The organism is Pseudomonas sp. Seg1 (assembly GCF_018326005.1).
Taxonomy (GTDB): Bacteria; Pseudomonadota; Gammaproteobacteria; order Pseudomonadales; family Pseudomonadaceae; genus Aquipseudomonas.
On the sequence record NZ_AP021903.1, the window covers coordinates 5,779,015 to 5,799,476 of the forward strand.

Annotated in this window: 15 protein-coding genes; 9 read left to right on the plus strand and 6 right to left on the minus strand. The window is 60.8% G+C overall.

Features of this window, described 5'->3' with window-relative positions:
* The first annotated feature begins 50 nt into the window (after window positions 1–50).
* From ppa to KI231_RS25985, 5 genes are all read left to right on the plus strand, one after another.
* Window positions 51–578, plus strand: coding sequence for an inorganic diphosphatase (gene ppa, locus KI231_RS25965; RefSeq protein ID WP_008052339.1), 528 nt, complete (start codon window positions 51–53; stop codon window positions 576–578).
* A gap of 223 nt (window positions 579–801) precedes the next feature.
* Complete coding sequence (locus KI231_RS25970) at window positions 802–1,548, plus strand: S24 family peptidase (protein ID WP_213026689.1); 747 nt, start codon at window positions 802–804, stop codon at window positions 1,546–1,548.
* A gap of 474 nt (window positions 1,549–2,022) precedes the next feature.
* Window positions 2,023–2,445 carry a DUF4952 domain-containing protein gene (locus tag KI231_RS25975; RefSeq protein WP_103303714.1) on the plus strand — a complete coding sequence of 141 codons (423 nt, stop codon included), beginning with the start codon at window positions 2,023–2,025 and terminating at the stop codon, window positions 2,443–2,445.
* A 310-nt stretch (window positions 2,446–2,755) separates the two neighbouring features.
* Complete coding sequence (locus KI231_RS25980) at window positions 2,756–3,925, plus strand: GGDEF domain-containing protein (RefSeq protein ID WP_213026690.1); 1,170 nt, start codon at window positions 2,756–2,758, stop codon at window positions 3,923–3,925.
* A 154-nt stretch (window positions 3,926–4,079) separates the two neighbouring features.
* Complete coding sequence (locus tag KI231_RS25985; RefSeq protein WP_103303716.1) at window positions 4,080–4,511, plus strand: hypothetical protein; 432 nt, start codon at window positions 4,080–4,082, stop codon at window positions 4,509–4,511.
* Between the two features lie 9 nt (window positions 4,512–4,520).
* Here the strand turns inward: KI231_RS25985 and KI231_RS25990 are convergent, their stop codons facing one another.
* The 6 genes from KI231_RS25990 to KI231_RS26015 are packed head-to-tail and all read right to left on the minus strand — an operon-like array spanning window position 4,521 to window position 14,703.
* Window positions 4,521–5,333, minus strand: a complete 813-nt coding sequence (locus KI231_RS25990) for a YfaP family protein (protein WP_213026691.1) — start codon at window positions 5,331–5,333, stop codon at window positions 4,521–4,523.
* A 3-nt stretch (window positions 5,334–5,336) separates the two neighbouring features.
* Window positions 5,337–6,956, minus strand: coding sequence for a DUF2300 domain-containing protein (locus KI231_RS25995; RefSeq protein WP_213026692.1), 1,620 nt, complete (start codon window positions 6,954–6,956; stop codon window positions 5,337–5,339).
* Window position 6,957: 1 nt separating this feature from the next.
* Entirely contained in the window at window positions 6,958–11,532 is a 4,575-nt protein-coding gene (locus KI231_RS26000) for an alpha-2-macroglobulin family protein (protein ID WP_213026693.1), read from the minus strand.
* Window positions 11,529–12,179: a DUF1175 domain-containing protein gene (locus KI231_RS26005; protein ID WP_213026694.1), complete on the minus strand. Its 651-nt coding sequence runs from the start codon at window positions 12,177–12,179 to the stop codon at window positions 11,529–11,531. Before KI231_RS26005 ends, KI231_RS26000 begins: the two co-directional genes overlap by 4 nt.
* Complete coding sequence (locus tag KI231_RS26010) at window positions 12,164–13,876, minus strand: DUF2138 domain-containing protein (RefSeq protein WP_213026695.1); 1,713 nt, start codon at window positions 13,874–13,876, stop codon at window positions 12,164–12,166. The genes KI231_RS26005 and KI231_RS26010 overlap by 16 nt, the downstream gene beginning before the upstream one ends.
* A gap of 35 nt (window positions 13,877–13,911) precedes the next feature.
* Entirely contained in the window at window positions 13,912–14,703 is a 792-nt protein-coding gene (locus KI231_RS26015; RefSeq protein WP_213026696.1) for a YfaP family protein, read from the minus strand.
* 502 nt (window positions 14,704–15,205) lie between these two features.
* On the opposite strand from KI231_RS26015, the gene KI231_RS26020 reads away from it, so the two are divergent.
* The 4 genes from KI231_RS26020 (at window position 15,206) to KI231_RS26035 (ending at window position 20,377) form a co-directional block, all read left to right on the plus strand.
* Window positions 15,206–15,448 (plus strand): exodeoxyribonuclease VII small subunit, encoded by a 243-nt coding sequence (locus KI231_RS26020; RefSeq protein WP_003228627.1) that lies wholly within the window; start codon window positions 15,206–15,208, stop codon window positions 15,446–15,448.
* Complete coding sequence (gene ispA / locus KI231_RS26025; protein ID WP_213026697.1) at window positions 15,445–16,332, plus strand: (2E,6E)-farnesyl diphosphate synthase; 888 nt, start codon at window positions 15,445–15,447, stop codon at window positions 16,330–16,332. The genes KI231_RS26020 and ispA overlap by 4 nt, the downstream gene beginning before the upstream one ends.
* 91 nt (window positions 16,333–16,423) lie before the next feature.
* Window positions 16,424–18,322, plus strand: coding sequence for a 1-deoxy-D-xylulose-5-phosphate synthase (dxs, locus tag KI231_RS26030; RefSeq protein WP_213026698.1), 1,899 nt, complete (start codon window positions 16,424–16,426; stop codon window positions 18,320–18,322).
* Window positions 18,323–18,493: 171 nt separating this feature from the next.
* Window positions 18,494–20,377: a TonB-dependent receptor domain-containing protein gene (locus KI231_RS26035; RefSeq protein WP_213026699.1), complete on the plus strand. Its 1,884-nt coding sequence runs from the start codon at window positions 18,494–18,496 to the stop codon at window positions 20,375–20,377.
* The last annotated feature ends 85 nt before the right edge of the window (window positions 20,378–20,462 follow it).

Sequence of the window (20,462 nt, forward strand, 5' to 3'; positions counted from 1 at the left end):
TTTGGTCAATCCGGCCAAGTGTTTTTGGTCAACTACGGGGGCAACGCCCAATGAGCTACAGCAAGATTCCGGCTGGCAAAGACCTGCCGAACGACATCTACGTCGCGATCGAGATCCCGGCCAACCACGCGCCGATCAAATACGAAATCGACAAAGACAGCGATTGCCTGTTCGTTGACCGTTTCATGGCCACCCCAATGTTCTACCCGGCCAACTACGGTTACATCCCGAACACCTTGGCTGACGACGGTGATCCCCTCGACGTGCTGGTTGTGACCCCTTACCCGGTTGCGCCAGGCTCGGTCATCCGCGCACGTCCAGTCGGCATCCTGAACATGACCGACGACGGCGGCGGCGATGCCAAAGTCATCGCAGTTCCACACGACAAGCTGTCCCAGCTGTACGTCGACGTGAAGGAATACACCGACCTGCCACCACTGCTGATCCAGCAGATCGAACACTTCTTCGCGAACTACAAAGATCTCGAAAAAGGCAAATGGGTCAAGATCGAAGGTTGGGCCGGCGCAGACGCCGCACGCGACGCGATCACCAAGTCGGTTGCTGCCTACAAAGGCTAAGCACCTGCCCTACGCGTGATGCTTGAAGAAAACCCCGGTTGATCCGGGGTTTTTTGTGCCCGGGAAAAACCGCCTTAAACAGAGTGTTTATGGAGGACTACAAAAAAGTTTTAGCCTGTGTAATTTCCCACAAGGACGTCTTACATCCCGTCGCAAAATTCAGCCCGTTTTTGAACGCCCGGTTTATTCAAACTGCTCTGGCACGGCCGTAGACTCCGTGTTTATGAGAAAGAACACTAGCGGTCCAAGATTCAAGGCACTCCTGGAAGCTGCGAACATCTCGACGACGGGTTTCGCAAAGTTCTGGGGCACGGAAGCCCAAAATGTCCACAACTGGTACACCCGGGGCGTCCCGGCGTATCGCATGGAAGAAGTCTCACGCCTGCTGTCCGTCAACAGCGAATGGCTGAAAACCGGCGAAGGCACAAAAGAGGTGCCGAGCCTGACTCCGCCTGCCAGCAACGGCGACAGCTATGACGCCCAAGATCCCCAGGGCGCCTATCGATTCATCCACCCCAACGACCTCGAACTGGCATTCTTCAAAGAAACACCCCTGGCCAACGGCTCCGACAAAACCCACGTCATTCAAGACCCGGACTTCTCCATCCGCCTGCTACGCGCGCACCTGGAGCAACTGGAAATTCGTCCCGCCGACGCCATCTGCGCGCACATGATCGGCAACAGCATGGCCGAACGCATCGAAGACGGCTCTATCGTCGCCATCGACCGCAGCCTGACCCAAGTCGTTGACGGCGAAATCTACGCCATCGAACACGACGGCATGCTGCGCATCAAATACCTGCACCGCATGCCCGGCAACGGCCTGCGACTGCGCAGCCACAACAACGCCGAATACCCGGACGAAGTCTTCCACCCGGCGCAGATTGAAGAGCAAAGGATCCATATATTGGGTTGGGTATTCTGGTGGTCGACCCTGAGCAAACGCCGGCCAGTGGTGCCGTTTCTCTGAGTTGTTTTGACTGACGCCGGTTCACACAGAACTCTGTGGGAGCGGGCTTGCCCGCGAAGAGGCCCTGAAAAACAGTACAAAATCCTGATTTGTACCGCTGCAGTCGCTCTAACCCGCACTTCAGGCTGGGAATCCCGGGCAAAACTCAGTATCCTGCGCCCCACATTTGCGCATCGACCCGCTCCCGGCGGCTGCGATGACGCCCGACGCGGCAGACCAACGTCTGACCAAGTCCCACAGCCGGACGCAGATCCGGGTGTACGTTTTGAAGGCTGGCGCGGTTTACCAAAAATAAACCAAGCCAGTCCCCGAGAAGCCGGCCACAAGCCGGCTTTTTAATGTCTGAAATAATCTTCCTGATAACTTGAGCAGTGTGACGCTGTATCAATAGGCGCCCAATACATGGCCTCGCCGCCTGATCGTATGAGAGAAGCACGAGGAAAATACGTTGGCGCACTTATCGTGGATAACTACATGAGCAGACTGATTAGCGGACTTGTCTTCGCTGGCTTATCCCTGTTGGCTGGCAGCGCGATGGCCGGACCGCAATGTGGGGATTTTCTGGCGAAACTCAGCGACAAGCCTGCCTTCGTCGAATTTCTGGAGTGTACTCAAGACAACGAACAGTTGGGCAAACCGCTCAATGCTCGATATCGCGTCAAAGGCTCGGATGCACTTGCGGCTGAACGCTACATGAGCGGCAGCTTCGCAATGCCCAAGCTGCGGTATATCTGTTGCGGCTGGGATTCATCATTTTTTTCTTATCGTGATAACAATACGCAGCTTTGGTATGTGTTAGGAATGGGCTCCGAAGAAACGCCCGTAAACAGGCGTGAATCGTGGTCAGAAATAACATTCTTTTATATCAATGCGTCAGTTACGACCGAAGATTTCTAAGCCGTATTTGAGGCGCAACGCCAGTAAGCGTCAGCGTGACGCCCGCAGGTTGTGTCGATGCGGCGTCAGGACCAGGCGACGAGCATTTCGGCGTTTCCTTGATGCCCCAAATCTCCAGTACCGATACCACGCCGTGAAACGCGGAAACAGGGTTGAGCCTGGAGGGGTTCCGGTGAATCCCTGCGCAGCCAGCACTTGCCAATTCCACCGCCTCGGTGCTAAATCCCGGCCCAATCACCACCCCTCTGTAATTACCCGCATCCCCTTCACCGGCCGGATTCCGGTATTGAGCCTCACGGGAATCCATGGAATGGTCCTGCATATCCCGACCCTGCTGGTCGTTTCGGTCTTCGTCTTCTTTTTGATGGGACTGCTGACCCTGCACGCCTGGTATCGCGAAACCCGTGAACCTTCACTGGCCTACCTCGGCAGCATGATGTTGCTGGGGGCGCTGGGTGTGGTGCTGGTCAGTTGGCGTGATCGGGGCGCCGATTTCATTCCGATCCTTTTCGGCAACGTTGTTCTGCTGCTCAGTGCAGCGTTCAACTGGACGGCCATGCGCACACTGGTCGGTCGCAAGCCTTGCTTGCCGGGGATTCTGGCTGGCTGCGTGATCTGGCTGCTGATGTGTCTGATACCGGCCTTCTACCATTCGATGCCGAACCGTGTGTTGGTCTATTCGCTGCTGGCATTCGGTTACGGCGTATTGACGACGCTGGAACTCTGGCGCAGCCGCCACAGCCTGGACGTCGCATTCATGCCAGCGTTGCTGCTGACGGTTTCGCATACCGTGTTCTACGCCGTGCGCAGTGCCACCGATGACGGCTTGCCGGTGACCAAAGCCTTGCTCGGCAACGGTGAAGGCGTACCGTTCTTTTCGTTCATGCTGTTTGAGTCGATGTTGTATGTCATTGGCATCGCTTACATCACTCTGGCGATGGTCAAAGAGCGCGCCGAGCTGAAACTCAGGGCTGCGGCGTTCAGCGATCCATTGACCGGCATCGGCAATCGTCGAGCCTTCATGCTGCACGCCACCCACTTGCTGGACGACAGTCAGCAGCGGGCCGAACCGGCGGCGCTGCTGCTTTGCGATCTGGATCACTTCAAGCGTTTGAACGACACCTACGGCCATCCTGTCGGCGATCAGGCGTTGATCGCGTTCAGCGGTGTCCTGATGGATAGCCTGCGTGAGGAGGATGTTTTCGGGCGCATCGGCGGCGAGGAGTTTGCCTGCCTGCTCGGTGCATGCAATGAGCCGACTGCGCTGGAGATTGCCGAGCGAGTCCGCCACGCCTTCGCCCGGCTCTCCATTCTGGAACCGGGTCTGCTCAGCGTCAGTATCGGCGTGGTCACCACCCATGAATCGGGTTACGACCTGTCGCGGCTGCTTTCTGAGGCGGATCAGGCGCTTTATGGCGCCAAGCATCAGGGACGCAATCGGGTGCAGACGTTGCGTTCGTTGTATCTGGGGCTGGCGTAGCGCGTCCGTAGCAGAAACCGAAATCCTGAAAAGCGCCATCGCCAGCAACTCGACAACCACATTGCCATTGGTTTGCTGGAAACCCTTTAAGTAGCCGTCCAACGTAGTTGGCCAAGCTATAAGTCCGAGAATCACTCCACAAGGAAGTTAGAAATTGATCCCCCGCACTTTGAGTTCACAACTGAAATCCGCCGCCGCAATAACGCTGTACCTCTGTCTTTCCGCATGCGTCGGAGTAGGCATCTCCCTCCCGGAAAAAGTCACACTGAAAACCGATGCCTACAGAGCGCAAAGTTACCGCTCGATCACCCCGCAAATCACCCGAACAGCAACATCAACTCCCACCCGCGAATGGTGCGGGATCACGGTCTGGGCGCTGGTGATCCCGGTGCCGTTGAAGCTGCCGGTGTGCAGTTCGTACTACGAGCAATCCTTTGGCAGCGACGAATTCGGCAGGGAAGTCGTTCTGCTCGACACGCAACAAACAGTGTCATCCCCGCTCTACGCCTGCGGCCCACTTATGGTGCTGGGGCCGATTGTTCACGGTTACGAAGGCAATGCCCTGTGCGGTGTTTTTCCTAAATGATTAGGTGATTCACGGGTAGCTGAAGGACTTCACCAAGGTCAACTCCCCCACCGCCCGCATCGGCACCAGGAAGGTCTCCATTTTCTCGCTTGGAGTTCCTTCCTCCGTGATCACCGTGACTTGCGCCGTGGTCACCGGTTGCACCGCTTCATCGCTGCCGTCTTCATCGCTGCGATAACCACCGCCGAAGTAGTTTACGTACACCAGATACTGCCCCTTGATCGGCGCCGGCATCGCGAAGATTTCCGGGCCGTGACCCGTGGTCACGTCAACGTCGAGCGCTGCGCCGTTGGCGGCGGTGCGGTCGCCGTACCAGATGTGCGCGCCGTCGGGGGTGATCAGGTGCAGGTCGAGGTCGGTGCCGTCGCTGTCCCACGCCAGCAATACGCGCAGTTTCGCCGGGGTGGCGCCGCCGCTGGTGTTGAGGAACTGCGTGCGGTGACGTTGTTGCCCGTCGGGGCTGCGCACTTCGACGCTGTTGCTGCCGTTGGGGAAGGAGAACGGGCGGTCGAAGCGCCCGCTGTCGTCGATTTTCAACGGCATGCTGACGCCGTTGACGATCAAGCGGCCGGGCTCGCGGCTCTTTGGCGTGGCTTTGATTTCGCCGCTGATGCGGGCGGTGTTGGCCTGACCGACCGGGGTATTTACCGACGAGGCCGGGTAGTTAACGGTCTGGCGGAAGCTTTCACCCTCGCCTTCGGGGGCGCCGCTGCGCCAGCCGCCGATCGGGGTGTCGAGTTTGACGCTGTCGGCGGCGATGGCCGGCGATAGCGCGGTCAACGTGCAGAGCAGCAGCAAGACCTGTGGATAACGGAGTGTCATGGCCTATTCCAGCAAGAGGTGACGGGCGAGCCCTTCAATGTAGGTTTCATCCTGACCATTGGGATGTGCTTCAAAGGCCAGGTGCAGATATTCGTGAGTCAAGTCGAGGCGATCCTGCAACGTCAGGACGCCGCGCACGTAAATGCGCTGGCGTTCGCGGTCGACGAAGGGGCGGCCGAAAGCGAGTTTGCACACGGCGAATGTGCTGACTTCGTTGTAGCCGGTTTCGCTTTCCAGCGTCGGGCGCCAGCCGCGTCGCTGTTTTTGCAACCAGTCTTGCGCGGCGGGCAGCGCTTCGCAGGAGGCAACCGGGTTGTCCCAGCGGCTGAGGCTGGCGCGCGGATAGGCGTGCAGCAGAATCGCGTCGTAACGCTGACCGGCGTTGGCTTGCTCGACCGCTTGTTGCCAGGCGAGTTTGTCCGGGCCGGGCTGATCGGAGTGATAGGTGACGGTGCTGCCGGCCAACACCAGATCGGCGGTCCAAGCGGCGATATTGCGCGACTCGGTAGAAGCCGGACGTGGGGCGACGCGCTGGCGGGTGCTGCTGTCGTCGATGCTCAGGCAATCACCGTTGCGCGTGGCGTTTTGCAGCAGATAAGTGCGGATCGCCACGGCCAGAGCTTTGGCGGCTTCGGCCGGCTCGGGTTTGGCTTCGCGCTCCAGCACGCGGGCGACGTATTCTTCGCGATCCAGTCTGGCGACGAGTTTGTCGTTGAGCAGAAACAGTTCGCCGGCGCTGTGGATATCCAGCGCATTGCCGTTGGCGAATTCGACGCGGTAGTCACCCTGTAACGGGCCGGAAGTTACGACCCGGTCACCCGCCAGCACGCGGGTGACGGGATAGCGCGAGAACAGCCCGACCTCGACGCAGCGCCCCGCCTCCGCCGGCCATGCCGCTGGCAGCACAGTCGCCAACGCCTGGCCGTAATGACGCAAAACCATCTGACTGGTGCCGCGTCCACCAGCCCAAAGCGGCGAGCCATCAGCCGTCCAACCAGCAAAACCACCCTGCCGCGAATGCCGATCCTGATCGCCGAGCCAGCTCCAGGTTTTCACCCGCAGGCGTCCGCCGAGTTCACCGACGACATTGCCGTCGGCAGCGTTCAGCACCACATCGAGCAACACCCGGCGCATCTGCTCCTGCGCTGGCAGCGAAGCCAACACCTTGAGCAAGTCAGCCACAGAAACCCGCGTGGCCGCCTGCACCGAAGGCAATTCCAGCAACCACGACGGCGCCTGCCGAGCCTGCCAATACGTGCGCCAGTCAGCGGCGGCAATGCCCAATCGCGCCGGTTCAAAGTACAACCCGCAGGATTTCACCAGTGCCTGATCTCGCTCGATCTTGCCGCCCGCCGAGCAGCAGTAGACTTCCTCTTTCGACTGTCCGCGACATTCATAAGCCGGTTCGCGAGCACCGGTATCCACCAGCCACGCATAAATGAACAGCTTCCACAGACTGCCCAGCGGTGCATCCAGCGAAGACGGCAACGGTTCGCGAGCAATCAGCTGCGTTTGACTCAACGACAACAACTCACCCTTGTACGCCACGCGCAACGGCTCATCCTGCGCCGTCGCCAGCGCAGGAATCAGCCATAACAGCAGCCACAACAGCGGCCGGGTCATGTCAGTTGACCGTGACCTGACCGAGGGCGGCTTTCGCTTCTTGAGCCTGATGCTGCGGCGCGTAGACCTGGGTGAAACGCACCGGCGGCAGGCTGAACTGCCCCTTCTGCGAGAACCGCACCAGATGACGCAGACGCAATTCGCCGCTCAGCGCATCCACCGGCACCGCGTAGGCCAGTTGCCCCGGTTCGAAGCGCGCCTTCTCCAGCGCGGTCGGCTCGGTGCCGTCCTTGCCCTGCAACTTGATGCCCCACGTGGTGCGTTCGACATCGGCACCCGGTGGCAGCGGCACTTCGAGCATGCCGTAGCGCAGCGGCTTCGGCGCTTTGCTGGTGAGGATCACTTCGTCCAGGTACAGACTGTCGCTGGACAGCGGCTTGGTGCCCACCGCCTCCAGTTTGAAGGTGAACGCTTCGTCACCCGGCACCAGCCGCGACAGACGACGGGTGATGGTCACGGCCATTGGATCGACGGCCGGTTGCTGGGTCTGGAAGCTCAGCGCGGCGCGCAGCGGACGCTCTTGAGTGCCCGAGACGGACAACACGCTCGGCACCGGCGTCGCGCCCTGCCATGTCCAGAACATCTCGCCGGTCGCGCCGTAATTTTTCTTCCAGCCTTCTCCCGGGGTCAGCGCGATGGTCGGCGACGCCTGCGCGATGCTGCGTTGCAACCAGCTCAGCGCCAAGGCGCGTTCGAGGGTCGATTGCTGTGGCAGCAGGCGTTGCAGCAACGCCGTCGCACGCGACTGATCAAACGGTTGCAGCGACAGATTCAGCGCCTCGGCGAAAGGCTGCGAGCTGACCGACAGACGTTGTTGCGCCGCACCTACCTGACGATTGAACGCTTCGGGCAATGCCACTTTCGATTGCGTGGCCAGCGACGCGGTCAAGACTCGCGCCGCGGCCAGACCGAGCGCCGATTGCGGATCGCTCATCACCAGACTGTCTCCGCCATCGTCCATCAGGGTTTCGGCGTTGCCTTCACCAGCCTTGGCCAGATCGTCCATCAAACCGCTGAGCAGCGTGTTCACCGGCAGATGCATCTGCTTGGCGAACGACAGAATCAGCGCCCGTTGCAGCAGCGGCGTGTTCGGCGCCTGCTTGGCATAGACCTCCAGCACCCGCTGCCAATGCTCCGGCGGCAGGGTCAGCTCCAGCACCTGGCTGGCGTTCCAGTCGGCGTAATAGGCGTACGCGGTAAGGAACGCGTCAGGCTCACCGTCGTAACCCCACCAGGTGAAGCTCGCCGACGGCCCGGCCATTTGCACCAGACGCAAACGGCTGTTCTGCATGATCAGACGCAGGCGATCGCGGGTTTGCGGGTTCGACGCCAGCGATGGATAAGCGATGCTCAACGGCAACAAACGACTGGCCGTCTGCTCGACGCCGCCGTACGGGTAGCTCAGCAGATCATCGAGGGCCGAACGGAACAACGCTTGCGGACTGTCATCCAGACGCAGGCGAATGTCGGTGGCGTCCGCCGGCAGGCTTAGCGGTGTGTCGCCGCTGGCCACGTCGAGGCTCTGGGTCTGCGTTACTTGCCAGCCGTCACCCGTCGCACTCAGGCGTACAGCCAGGGCATCGGCGGTTTTGCCGTCCTGCACCAGCTCCGCCGTCCACTCGCCGGAGGCCAACGTGAATGCTGGCAGCGGTAGGTAGTTGATGCCGTTGTTCAGGGTCACCGGCAGGCGCTGTTCGGTGCCAGCGTAATGGGTGACCAGTTCAGCCTTCACCGGTTTCTCGGCCTGGCTGAACGCGAACACGCCGAGCTGCGGCTGATCGCCCTTGCGGAATTTGCTCGGGCCGCTCCACTTCAGGTACAGCGGTTTTTCCGAGCGGACGAATTGCTTCTTCTGCCCGACCTGACCGTCATCGGCAATCGCCCGCGCGGTGATGCGCCAGCGGGTCAGCGAGTCCGGCATCTTGAAGGTGAAACGGGTTTTGCCGTCAGCACCGGTCAACAACTCTGGTTGCCATGCGGCGGTGTCGACGTCTTCGCGACGCGGACGCTCCAGCACTTTCACTCCGCGCTCGCTGCGGTTGGCCTTGCCCGGCGCGCCGGGGCTGCCCGGCAACGCCACGTCGTAACTGATGAACGACAGGCTGGCGCTGGTACGCACGTTGTTGCGGCGTGGGTGATAGAAGAACTGGTCGATGGTCGGCGCAACTTCTGGTTGCAGCGCGTAGACCATTTCATCGACCACGCTGACGGTCAGGTGCGCCGGTATCGCTTTGCCGGCGAACTGCGTGGTCAGGTCGACGGTGACGGTATCGCCCGGCAGATAAACCGCTTTGTCAGTGCTGATCGCCACGTCGATTTGCGGCGCTACCACTTTGATCCCGGCGTTCTGGAAGCTGTACTGGCCACCCTTGGTGTACAGCACGGAGAAGGTCAGGTTCGGCGCAAAGTTGTCCTTCACCGGGATGCGTGCGCGGTATTGGGTGTCGCTGAGTTTTTCCAGTTTCAGCCAGTCGCCGCCCTTGGCCAGCAGCGCGGTGGCTTCGACCTTGTCGCGTTCCAGCGACAGCAGTGCATCGCTCACAGGCTCCGGGAAGGTGATCAGCGCCAGCGCTTCATCGCCGGACTTGTACTCCGGTTTGTCGAGGACGATTTCCACGGTGCCCGGCACCGCTTTGACGCCATCGCCAGTGACCGAGTGGCCAGTGGCACCGAGTACGCGACCGTGTTGATCCTTCAATGTCAGGTTGTAAGTACCCGGACGCTCGAAGGCGATGCTGAAGCCTTTGTCCTTGGCCGCAAGCTTGCCCTCGCCGGTGCTCTGGTCTTCCAGACGCACCCAGGCGTAACTGCTCGGCGTGACCGCTTTGCTCTGCTCGGTGCCGCCCTCGTTGGCGTAGCTGAACGCAACCTTGTCATTGACGGCACTGAAGCGTTGCGGCGCGCTCAAGCGGAAGCTTGCCGCGCCCCGGTCGATGAGGATTTCCTTGGTGGTCTTGACCCGATACGCCGCGCCATCGCTGGCAAACACGGTGAGCATGTAGCGGCTCGGCTTGTCGGCCGCCGGCAGGTCGAGGGTCGCGTTGCCCTTGCTGTCGGTGGTCAGTTCGGTGCTGGTCAGTTCCACCGGGAATTGCCCAAGGTATTGCAGCTCGTTGTCGACCATCGACAATTGCTGGGCACGCAGACTCAGGGTCAGCTTGGCGTTGGCCACCGGTTTACCGTCTGGGTAGAGCAGCACCAGGCTGCCCTTGACCGGTTCGCCCGTGCGGTATTCCTGCTTGGCCAGGTTCAGCGAAATTTCAAAGTGCGGCTTGATGTACTCGGCAACACGGAAGGCGCTGCTGTAGGCCTGATCCTTATAGTGGAAACGAATCTCGTAACCACCGGCCACGGCGTTATCCGGCAACTGGAAACGGCCCTGAGTGCCGGCCTTCGAATCGAGTTTCAAATCGAGACGCTGCAATTCGGTGCCCGTCGCATCCAGCACGCTGACAGTGACATCGGCCGCCCCCGGCAACACCGAATCCCGTGCATTCTTGAACTCGCGACCGACAATTTTCAGCGACACCCAATCGCCCGGGCGATACAGCGGCCGGTCGGTGAAGGCATAGAGTTTGGTGTCGTAGATTTCGCTGTCGTAATAGAAGTTCTCGGAGACGAACACCCCGCCCTCTTCGTCTTCGCCAATCACGAACGAACGCTCGGGGCTGACGTGTTTCAGGCGCAGCAAACCATCGGCATCGGTGGCGCCGCTGCTCATCACGCCGAGTCCATCGGTCCACAGCACATTGACCTTCGGCACCGAGCTGCCTTCGTGTTTGCGCGCAGCCCAGACCAGCAACTCATCACCGGCAATCTTGCTGACGGCAACGGTGTTGGAGACGAAAACCATGGTGGTCGCGCGGTACTTGCCGATCAGTGCTTCGACCAGATACAGACCCGGCTTCAGGTTGCCCAGAGGGATGTAGACGTTGCCCGGCGCGACGCTGACGAAGTCGCTGGAAGAGCCGGCCAGATTGACCCCGGCCGGCGGCTGAATCGGCTTGGCCTGCCACAGCGGATAACGGAACTGGCTGACCACCGGCAGACCCGGGATCAGCGCAAATTGCGGCTGTGCGTCGTATGGCGTCGGCGCGGCGATGGCATTGCCCATCTTCAGTTCCGGCACTTCCTCGGTGACCTGTTTGCGCGATTCGTAGGAGAACGCGCGCTGCATCACCCGACGGGATTTGCGGTACCAGTTGTCCCACAGATACGCGAGGGTATTGGACAGGCCTTCACCCTTGAACTGACCGTCACTGACCACGCGGTGCAGGTTCTTCTGGCGCTTGAGGAAGTCCAGCGGCTTGTCGATGCGATACACGCGAATGTCCGCGCCGCCGTACGGTTCCATGCGGAACCGGCGGTAGTCGCGGCCCGGCGCTTCAAGGCGCACCATCGCCTGTTCGTCGGCGGCGAAACTGCTGTCGGCGAGCAGGAAGAAGCTTTCACCGGAGACCGGCGTGTAGCCGCTTGGCTCCACCGAGTCTTCAGCGTTGACGGTCGCCAATGGCAACAACAGCGCCAGCAGCAGGGAAATTCGAGCGCAGAGTCGCAGCATGCGGGCACCGGTCATTGGGAGAGAAAGTTCAGTCGATAGACGCCGATGAAGTTGGGGTTGGCTGCGTCGGGTATCCATCGGGTGTCCTTCCATGTCATGAGTTGCTGCAGGCTTGCCGAACGCATGCCGTTGTCAGTGGGGGTGGTGGTGCCAGTGTGATAGGCGATGTAGCGACCCATCCAGATCATCAGGTGCTGGTCGTCGCCCTGATCGAAAAACATCAGGTCGCCGGGGCGTGCCTGGGACACGTCGCGGCTGACCAGATGACTGTTGAACTGAATCAGTTTGATTGCGTTGACGTACGGCCCGACCTTGCCGCCGCCCTGCTGCCATTGCTGGGCGAGCTTGCGCTGCTCATCGTTGAGCGTCAGCTCTGGCGGCAGGTAGCGATTGGACAGGCCATTGCTGCGCAGCCACTTGTCGTCGTGAACCTTCAGCGCTTCGTTGGCGGCGAAACGCACCAGCCCGGCGCAGTCCTGCTGATACCAGCGCGGGCTTGGACCCTGGCTCAGTTGCTCCTGAGCGATGCGCACGAACCAAGCGCGGAACACTTGGGATTGCGCCGGATCCAGTGCAGGCGCCTCGACGGCTCGGGCACCCGCGCTGAGCAACAGCGCGAGCAGGCCGAGGCTGCGGATCAGTGCCGTCACAGCGCTTTCCATTCCAGCGGCAACCACTGCCAGTGGCCGTCAGGCTCGCTGCCTTCCGGCAAGGTCAGGGCATATTTGCCGTAGCCACCGAGGGTGCGCAGTTTCGGGATCAGGTAGGTTTGCGCGGCGTTGTAGAACACCGGTTCCATGTCCTGCGGCAGGCTGTCGAGGGTTTCCTGCTGCATCAGTTGCGCCATCGAATCCGGGCCGAAGTAGATCGGCATCAGCACGTCTTTGGGCAGTACGTCGGCCATCGGCGGGAAGCGTTTGTCGAGCGTGCCGAGAGCCTTGTCGACGAGTTTGTCGTCGAGAGAAAACAGCAGTGTCGAGCCGTGGCGGGCGAGGCTGACTTTCATGAACGCCTTGCCGCTGATCGCGTCCGGATTCTCGGCAGTCTTCGCCGCATAGGGGCCGAAATTGGAGCTGACCTGACGCTGCCAGACGTGGCTCTGACCTTGTTGTTTCTCGACCACCGGGAAGACGTTTTCTTCAACGTTGGACTCGAACGCGCCGACCATCGAGCCGAACAGTTTGCCGAGGTCGCCATCGAGTTTGCTGCTGTCCTCGTCCTTCAGACTGGCGACCAGCAATGGCGTGTACAAACGTGAATCGGCGTACCAGCACAGGCCCGCAGCGCCGGCCACATGCTCGGTGAGGGTCTGCGCGACGGCTTCTTCGGCGCCGAGTTTCACCAGCAGAGGTTTCTGTGGTTCAGCCGCGACCGGCAAGGTCACGCAAGCACTCGCACCCAGCGGCATCGCTTGCCACACCGGTTTGAAATCGAAGTCCGGCTGGTTGTCCAGTTCGTCCATGGCCAGGTAGCTGTGCCAGCCCTTGTCGTCCATGTCGAAACGCAGCCCGGCGAAGTTCGGGATAAAGCGCTGATAACCCATGGCGAGGACGCTGGAGTTGACCGAGAGACGCTGTTTGGTCTCAGGGTTTTTTGCTGGCAGGCCGAAGGCTTCCGGGAACAGTTTTTCACCGTTGAGCAGGGCCGCCAGCGCTTGCGGCGAAACATGGCCCGACTCTTCAGAGACGCCACTTTCCGGGTCGTAATACTTGGCCGGGTTGGACAGCACCACCAGTTTGTCGCCGTGGGAGGCGAACAACAGGGCTTTGCTGGCGTTGTAGGTCAGTTGAAACAGGGGCACGGTATCGCCGCCGACCTTGAGTTCGCCCATCTGGCTAAGCTGCGTGTCATCCAGCGCGACTTTCGCCAGCGGTTCCAGCAGTTTCGCCAGCCCGCCGCGATCCATCACCAGCAGGAAATCCTTCAAGCGGCCATCAGCGCCGCGCCACAGCGCAACGTCCGCGGGTTGATCGAAAAGCTGTTCGATCAGGCTGTCCTGCAACTTCAGATCATGCTCGTAGATGATCCGGCGCAGACTGCCGATCAGGCCCAGGCGGTCGGCGTGGGTTTCGTAATAGAAGACGAAATCTTCGGTGAGCGTGGCCTTGAGGAACGGTACCGTCAGCAGGTCCTTGGGCAACTGGCTCAGGGAGCGGGTTTCGAGCAACGCATCCGGACGGCTCAGGCCAAGCTTGTCGCTGGCCAATTCCGCCGGCGGTGCCTTGGGCTTGAGCAGCAGCCAGCCAAAACCACCCGCCACGCCGGCCACCAGGCACAACCCGGCCAGCAGCAAAGGCCAGCGCCGCGAAGGTTTGGCCGCTGGCGTGTCGGCAGCCGAAGTAACAATGTTATCGCTCATCTTCTCAAAGCCCGATTTCATCCGTGGCGGGATGCTTAATAGTTGAAAGTCTTGACCAGCAGCAGATCACCGATCGCCCGCAGGGGCACGATGAAGGTCTCGCGTTTTTCGTCGACGGTGTTTTCGTTGAGCACCAGCGTGATTTGCGAGGTAATCACCTCGTTCTGGTTGCTGGTCTCATCGAAGTTATAGCCGCCGTTACCGTAGTTGCCCCAATAGTTGACGTAAACCAGATAGGTGCCATGCAGCGGCGCGGTCATGGTGAACATCTCCGGACCGGGACCATCGACGCCATCCGGGTCGAGACCGCCGCCGTTGCTCAGCGCCGGCCGCGCCCAAAAGGCATGCTGACCGTCGGGCGTGACAATGTGCAGATCAAGTTCGGCTTTCGGATCGTCCCATCCCAAGACAAGACGAATTTTCGCCGGCGTGCGCAGGTTATTTGCTTCATAAAATTGCACACGCTTGAGCGACTGGCCTTCGGCGCTGATCACCTCGACGCTGTTCGACCCCGCGCCAAACGCATACGGGCGGGCAAATCGCCCTTGGTCGTCGGTGTACAGATTCAGTGGATTGCCGTTGACGGCGAGGCTGTGCGGCGGGCGCATATGGCCGATGGCTTTGAGCTGGCCTTCGATCATTGTGCGATTACGCTGGACGCCGCGATCGATCGGCGGCGTCGGGTAGGCGACTTGCGGGTTTTCCGTTCGGTCGAGCAAACCGTGATAACGCCAGCCGCCCACCGGTTCCGCCAACTCGGCAGTCGGCGCGGCCAGCAGCGCGGGCGCGCAGGCCAACCCGATCAGCAGCATAAGAAATGAACGCATGTGATGCCTCCTGCCATGCCTGAACGAAACCTTGCACCCGATCCTCGGTACTTCACAGCGGTGAAAACTGCGTTTCGTCTGAAAGACCCGTGACTGTCGGGTCGTAGAAGGCGCGAAGATTAGCCATTTGGCAGTTTTTTAACAATCGGATACATCTGGATTTGCGGTGAGAATCACGCAGTGTTGTTGAGCGTGAGCCGAATAGCGCTCTTATTCGGCTCACAAAATGAGCCGAATAAGCCTTAACCTTCATGAATCCCTAAAAAAACCTGTGGCGAGGGGATTTATCCCCGATCGGCTGCGAAGCAGTCGTAAACCGTTATCCACGGTTTTCCCTGAAAAAACCGGTCGGCTGCTTTTTGGGGTTGCTGCGCAACCCATCGGGGATAAATCCCCTCGCCACAGGGTTATGTGCACGGCCTTGGACTAGGTACCTCATTTGCCCATAACCCCCCTATCTGCTAGTGTCGCGCCGGTTTAACGTCAACCGGAAATCGCCGCCATGGCCCGCAAAAAAGCTGCACTGGATTTCGAACAGTCCCTCGCCGACCTGCAAACACTGGTCGAGCGTCTGGAGAATGGTGAATTGTCGCTGGAAGACTCGCTGACCGCTTTCGAGCAGGGCATCGGTCTGACCCGTGACTGCCAGGCAGCGCTGGCGCAAGCCGAGCAGAAGGTGCAAGTGCTGCTGGAGCGCGATGGCGAACTCGCCGAGGAACCCTTCGACGCGGAACAGCCAGAATGATTGCAGCGTATTCGGCGACCAGTCAGGCGCGGGTCAACGCGGCCCTGGAAACCCTGTTCAACGCCCCGCTGCCGGAACTGGCGCGCCTCTACGAAGCGATGCGCTACAGCGTGATGAACGGCGGCAAACGCGTGCGTCCACTACTGGCCTACGCCGCATGCGAAGCCCTCGGTGGCAAGCCCGAGCAGGCCAACGGCGCGGCCTGCGCCGTTGAACTGATCCACGCCTATTCGCTGGTGCACGACGATTTGCCGGCGATGGACGACGACGATCTGCGTCGCGGCCAGCCAACCACCCACAAGAAATTCGACGAAGCCTGCGCGATTCTCGCCGGTGACGGCTTGCAGAGCCTGGCGTTCAGCGCCCTGCTCGACCCGCGCCTGAGCGATCTGAGCACAGACATTCGCCTGCAACAGGTCACAACGCTGGCGCATGCGGCAGGCCCGGCGGGTATGGTCGGCGGTCAGGCCATCGACCTCGGCTCGGTTGGCCTGAAGCTCGATCAGAAAGCCCTCGAACAGATGCACCGGCACAAGACCGGCGCGTTGATCGAGGCCAGCGTCAAACTCGGCGCCCTGGCCAGCGGCCGGGCCGAGCAGGATGAACTCAAGGCCCTGCAGACTTATGCACAGGCCATCGGCCTCGCCTTCCAGGTGCAGGACGACATCCTCGACGTCGAAAGCGATACCGAAACCCTCGGCAAACGCCAGGGCGCCGACATTGCCCGCGATAAGCCAACCTACCCGGCCCTGCTCGGTCTGGACGCCGCCAAGGCCTATGCCCTGGAACTGCGCGATCAGGCCCTGCACGCCCTGCGACCGTTTGACGCGGCAGCCGAGCCGTTGCGCGAGCTGGCCCGGTATATCGTCGAGCGCCGCAACTGACGGCGAATCAGCCAAAAAAGACCAACGCGTGGGCAGGGGGCGATGCATCAGGTAAACTGCCGCATCTTTTATACCTATAACGATTCGCCTGATGCCCACGACGTTTCATGAGATTCCCCGCAAGCGCCCGACCACGCCCCTGCTCGACCGCGCGAATACGCCGGACGGCCTGCGCCGGTTAGGCGAAGCCGAGCTGGAAACCCTGGCCGATGAGTTGCGCCTGGAATTGCTCTACACGGTCGGCCAGACCGGTGGGCATTTCGGTGCCGGCCTGGGCGTCATCGAGCTGACCATCGCGTTGCATTACGTCTTCGACACCCCGGACGACCGGCTGGTGTGGGACGTCGGTCATCAGGCTTATCCGCACAAGATCCTCACCGGTCGCCGCGAGCGCATGGAATCCCTGCGCCAGAAGGACGGTATCGCCGCTTTCCCGCGCCGCTCCGAGAGCGAGTACGACACCTTTGGCGTCGGCCACTCCAGCACCTCGATCAGCGCGGCGCTGGGCATGGCGATTGCCGCCCGCCTGCAAAACAGTGATCGCAAGGCGATTGCCGTGATCGGCGACGGCGCACTGACGGCGGGCATGGCTTTCGAGGCGCTGAACCATGCGCCGGAAGTCGACGCCAACATGCTGGTGATCCTCAACGACAACGACATGTCGATCTCGCGCAACGTCGGCGGCCTGTCGAATTATCTGGCGAAAATCCTTTCCAGCCGCACTTACGCGAGCATGCGTGAAGGCAGCAAAAAAGTGCTGTCGCGCCTGCCAGGCGCCTGGGAAATCGCCCGTCGCACCGAAGAATACGCAAAAGGCATGCTGGTCCCCGGCACGCTGTTCGAAGAGCTGGGCTGGAACTACATCGGCCCGATCGACGGCCACGACCTGCCAACGCTGATCGCCACGCTGCGCAACATGCGTGACCTCAAAGGCCCGCAGTTCCTGCACATCGTCACCAAGAAAGGTAAAGGCTTCGCCCCGGCGGAAGTCGACCCGATCGGTTACCACGCAATCACCAAACTCGAACCGCTGGACGCCCCGGCCGCTGCGCCGAAGAAAGCCGGCGGGCCGAAGTATTCGGCAGTGTTCGGCGAGTGGCTGTGTGACATGGCGGCGGCTGATCCACGTCTGGTCGGGATTACCCCGGCAATGAAGGAAGGCTCGGATCTGGTGGCGTTCAGCGAACGCTTCCCGCTGCGCTACTTCGACGTGGCGATTGCCGAACAGCACGCGGTGACGTTCGCTGCCGGCATGGCCTGCGAAGGCGCGAAACCGGTGGTGGCGATCTACTCGACATTCCTCCAGCGTGGCTACGATCAACTCGTCCACGATGTGGCGGTGCAGAACCTCGACGTGCTGTTCGCCATCGACCGCGCCGGTCTGGTCGGCGAAGACGGCCCGACCCACGCCGGCAGTTTCGATCTGTCGTACCTGCGTTGCATCCCGGGCATGCTCATCATGACCCCGAGCGATGAGAACGAATTGCGCAAAATGCTCACCACCGGCCACCTGTACAACGGCCCGGCGGCGGTGCGTTACCCGCGCGGCAGCGGCCCGAATGCGAACATCGAGAAAGATCTCGAGCCTATCGAAATCGGTAAGGGCATCGTCCGTCGCCAGGGCAGCAACGTCGCTCTGCTGGTGTTCGGCGTGCAACTGACCGAGGCGCTGAAAGTCGCCGAGAAGCTGGATGCGACGGTGGTCGACATGCGTTTCGTCAAACCGCTGGATGAGGCACTGGTGCGCGAGATTGCCGGCAGCCACGAGTTGCTGGTGACGATCGAAGAGAACGCGATCATGGGCGGCGCCGGTGGCGCGGTCAGCGAATTTCTCGCACGCGAGAATATTCTCAAGTCGATGCTGCATCTGGGCTTGCCGGACAGCTACGTCGAGCACGCGAAACCGGCGCAGATGCTGGCGGAGTGCGGGCTGGATGAGGCCGGAATCGAAGCGTCGATCCGCGAGCGTCTGGAACTGCTCAACCGCTAAATCGCTGGATACATGCAATATCCCATGTGGGAGCGGGCTTTCCCGCGAAGGCGTCGGCACAGTCAACATTGATGTTGAATGTGCCGGCCTCATCGCGGGCAAGCCCGCTCCCACAGTGTTTTGTAGAACTCCAAAAATTTGTGAACACCTGAAACACCATTGGACTGCCCGATGAAACTCTCGCGCCTCGCCCTGCCCTTCCTTCTGCTGCCAGCCGCCAGCGCCCTCGCCGACACCTTCGAACGCGATCAAGCGCTGAAGCTGCCTGACACGCTGATCAGCGCCAACCGCCAGGTCGAAGCACGCAACGACAGCAGCGCGGCCAACACTGTATTTACCCGCGAAGACATCGACCGCCTGCAACCGAGCGATGTGCCAGACCTGCTGCGTCGGGTGCCGGGCGTGCAGGTGGCGCAGGCCGGCGGGCGTGGCAGTCTGCCCGGGATTTATATTCGCGGTACGCAGTCGGCGCAGAGTCTGGTGCTGGTCGACGGCCAGCGCATCGGCAGTTCCACTTCCGGCGACAGCAACCTGCAACACCTGAACATCGAGCAGATCGAGCGCGTTGAAGTGCTGCGCGGTTCGCGTTCGGTGATTTACGGCAGCGATGCGATTGGCGGGGTGATTCAGATCTTCACCCGGCGCGGCACTGAGCAGGGTTTGCAGCCGCGCCTGCATGCTGGCGTCGGCAGCAACCAGACCTGGGAGCGCAGCCTCGGCTTGTCCGGTGGCGATGACAAAACCCGCTTCAACCTCGGCGCCAGTCTCGATGAAACGGCCGGCATTGATCGCACCCACGAGTCATATCCCAGCGATAGCGATCACGATGCTTACCGCAACAAGTCCCTCAGCCTGAGTCTCAGTCATGCACTGACTGATGACATCGAAGTCGGTGCCAACCTGCTGGATAACCGTGGCAAGAGCGAATTCGACAACCCGTTCGGTCGCTTTGACATGAACACTTTCGAATCGGTGCAGCAGCAGCCTTACAGCGATTTCAACGTCAGCAGCGTCAGCAGTTACGTCGATGCCCGGGTCAACGAGATCTGGAAAACCCGCGTCGAATTCGGCCACACCGAGAACCGCGAAAAGACCCTCGACAAGCTCAGCGATGAACGCACGGTGTTCAACACCTACCGCGATTCGGTGAACTGGCAGAACGACCTGACCCTCGACGCACGTAACAGCCTGATCCTTGGTGGCGACTGGTATGAAGACCGGGTCAACAGCAGCACCGCGTTCGATGAGGACAGCCGCTGGAACCGCGCCGCGTTCATCCAGCATCGCTATCAGGCCGACAGCTTCTCCACCGAACTGGGCCTGCGTCACGACGACAACCAGCAATTCGGCAGCCAGAACACCTGGAGCGGTACGTTCACTCTGCCGCTGAACCCAGACAACGACCTGTTGCTGAGCTACAGCGAAGGCTTCCGCGCGCCGACCTTCAACGATCTGTACTACCCGGATTTCAGCAACCCGAATCTGAAACCGGAAACCTCGAAAAGCTACGAGCTGCAATGGCGCAGCCAGTTGAACGACAGCAGCCGTCTCGAAGCCTCGATTTACCGTACGGACCTGGAAGACGCGATCATTTTCGGCAGCAATTCACGACCTGAGAACGTCGCCTCGGCGCGGATCAACGGTTTTGAAGCGGCGCTGAAACAGCAACTGTTCGGCTGGCAGAGCAACCTTGGCGTATCGATCATTGACCCACGCGACCGCGATACTGGCCATACCCTGGCGCGGCGTGCGCGGCGCACGCTGAGTTGGGATCTGGATCGGCAGTTCGACCGTCTGAGCCTCGGCGCCAGTTGGCAGGCGGTAAGCAGCAGCTATGACGACCGGGATAACCGGCAGTCGTTGGGCGGCTATGCATTGTTCGGCTTGCGCAGCAGCTGGGCGCTGAACCGCGAGATCAAGCTGGATCTGAAGGTGGATAACTTGCTGGACAAGGGCTACAGCCGGGCGAACTACAGCTATGACGGCAGCCAATATGGTTATCGCGAGGAAGGTCGGGCGTGGATGTTTGGCGTCACTTGGACGCCGCAACTCTAAGATCAAACTCGATCAACTGTGGCGAGGGGATTTATCCCCGATGGGTTGCGAAGCAGCCCCAATACAGACACCTCAGTGAATCAGC